This is a genomic window from Microcystis sp. M53603_WE2, from assembly GCF_030065435.1.
In genome coordinates this window covers 1-2,120 of record NZ_JASJFF010000728.1, presented here as the reverse complement: position 1 = coordinate 2,120, position 2,120 = coordinate 1, and the positions used below count along the sequence as shown (strand labels likewise).

3 protein-coding genes are annotated in these 2,120 nt (G+C 48.3%); all 3 read right to left on the bottom strand.

The window, feature by feature from the left end; genetic code table 11:
- Window positions 1-251, bottom strand: a 251-nt coding sequence (locus tag PX481_RS15675; protein ID WP_288094931.1) for a DUF29 domain-containing protein, incomplete at its 3' end; no start/stop codon positions are given.
- Between the two features lie 55 nt (window positions 252-306).
- The gene (gene cpcE, locus PX481_RS15670; protein ID WP_002761941.1) at window positions 307-1,119 is read right to left on the bottom strand and encodes a C-phycocyanin alpha-cysteine-84 phycocyanobilin lyase subunit CpcE; all 813 of its coding nucleotides are present in this window, start codon (window positions 1,117-1,119) and stop codon (window positions 307-309) included.
- A gap of 214 nt (window positions 1,120-1,333) precedes the next feature.
- On the bottom strand, window positions 1,334-2,120 hold a 787-nt coding region (locus PX481_RS15665), incomplete at its 5' end, for a pyruvate kinase alpha/beta domain-containing protein (RefSeq protein ID WP_288094930.1).

Sequence of the window (2,120 nt, the reverse complement as noted above, 5' to 3'; positions counted from 1 at the left end):
TCTAGTTCCCGTTGACTGCGCCTAATAGTTTCTTGCCAACCTCGATAATCCTCAACGTAATCAGTATAGCAAAGTTTGAGGCATTGTTCTAAGATGGTGGTTAACCGGTTGCGGAGTTCACGTTTTTGACTTCTGCCCAAACTTTCTATCTCCTCGATCAAGTTTTCCCAGTCAACTTGATCAAAGTTTTTTTGTTTTAAAAGAGTGATTGTCTCGTTTAGCCAGCCGACATAATCAGTTTGAATTAGCATAAAAACCTCTGGATTGCATCGGTTTTAATTTAGATACAAAATAACCAATGATTAATTACAATAAACTATCCATTAAAGTGAGAATTTCCGAGATATTTTCGCCCCTAGAATTAGTTTTTAGATGGTTTTCTAAAAGTTCCTTGAGAGCAACCAGTTTCAGACTATTTTCCGCCAAAGTATTAGCGATCGCAGGGGCAGCCGGCAGATAACCCGTAGCGCCTAAATCCATTAAAGCAGAACGACGCAGCTGTAATTCTTCCCCTTGCAAAGCCTTAATCAGAATATCGCCATAGTGGGGGTTAGCCGTTAGTTGATAGAGGGCGCGGGCAGCCGCATAACGCACTTTTTCGACGAAATGCTGTAAAAACGGCTCGATCAGGGGAATCGCTGCCGTCGCTTGCAGGGTTCCCAAGGCTTCGATAATCGCCTCGTAGGGTTGGACTAAATGGGGTTTTCCCGCCACTAAAACGGCCACTTCGATGCCACCCTCTAATAGTTTCTTTAAAGGTGCGATCGCGCTTCGATCCTTAAGCATTTCCAATGCCTGGGCAGCCGATTCGCGCACATAATAATCTTCACAGTCGAGACAGGCAATCAAGGCGGGAAGACAACTGAGATCATCTAATTTCCCTAAAGCGCTGGCGGCATTGCGTCGCAGGGGATAACCACCGTCAGGGGTGCGATCGCTTTCGTCTTCTAAAGCGGCAATTAAGGCCGAAATCGCCTCCGGTTGACGAACACGAAATCTACCCAACCACCAAGCGGCATAATAACGCGCGCCTAGGTCTTCTCTTTGCTGGATATTAGCGATCGCTTGTTCAACAGTATAGGCCGGATTATCGACGGCAGCAGAGTAAGAATCGCTCATAGACAAGTGAAAATGGGTGTGGGGTGTAGGGTGTGGGGTGTAGGGTGTGGGGTGTAGGGTGTGGGGTGTGGGGTGTGGGGTGTGGGGTGTGGGGAAGTGGGGAAGTGGGGAGAATAAATAAAACCTGTCCCCTTACTCCTGTCCCCTTACTCCTGTCTCCTTACTCCTTACTCCTGTCTCCTGACTCCTGTCTCGGAGAATACTGATAACTGACTCAGTTTTTCATAGTTGCTGCGCCATTGCCAATACCAGAATAAATTAAACCCCGTTGAGCATCGAGACTAATGATCACCCCTTCGCGGATAATTTTCGTGGCATCTTTAACCCCGACAATCACAGGAATACCCAATTTTAAACCGATAGTAGCGGCGTGATTGTTCATCGCGGTATCTTCGGTGATAATTCCGCCAGCTTTCCGCATCATATCCACATATTCGGCGCTGGTGGTGGGAACGACTAAAATCTCCCCATGACTAAAACTACCCACTTCCCGGGCATTATGGGCCACTCGCGCCCGGCCACTAGCCACACCCTGGCCGATCCCCGTACCCTTGCCCAAAAGGGATTTTACCACTTCCACTTTAATTAAATCCGTGGAACCGGCCACCCCTTGCAAAGTTCCCGCCGTCATCACCACTAAATCACCATCTGCGAGGAGGTTATTTTCCTGGGCAAGATTCATCGCCACTTGAAAAGTTTGGCTGGTGGAGGGTAAATCGAGTAATAACATCGGTTTTACGCCCCAAACTAGCTGTAACTGCTGTGCCACTTCCCGATGGGGAGTAACGGCTAAAATCGGGGTTTTGGGGCGAAATCGGGAGACATTACGGGCAGTAGAGCCAGTTTTTGTCAGGGTAATAATTGCCGCTGCCCCCAATTGTTCGGCAATTTGACTGACTGCCGAGGAAATAGCGTTAGGAATCGATTGTTTATTGTTAGAGCGAGCGGCACTATTGATCTGTTCCCGTTCGATCCTTTCGGCAATGCGGGCCATGGTTGCC

What these genes read in the sequence shown, in the direction of transcription:
- cpcE (WP_002761941.1), bottom strand. Translation starts at nt 1,119, where the DNA reads ATGAGCGATTCTTACTCTGCTGCCGTCGATAATCCGGCCTATACTGTT.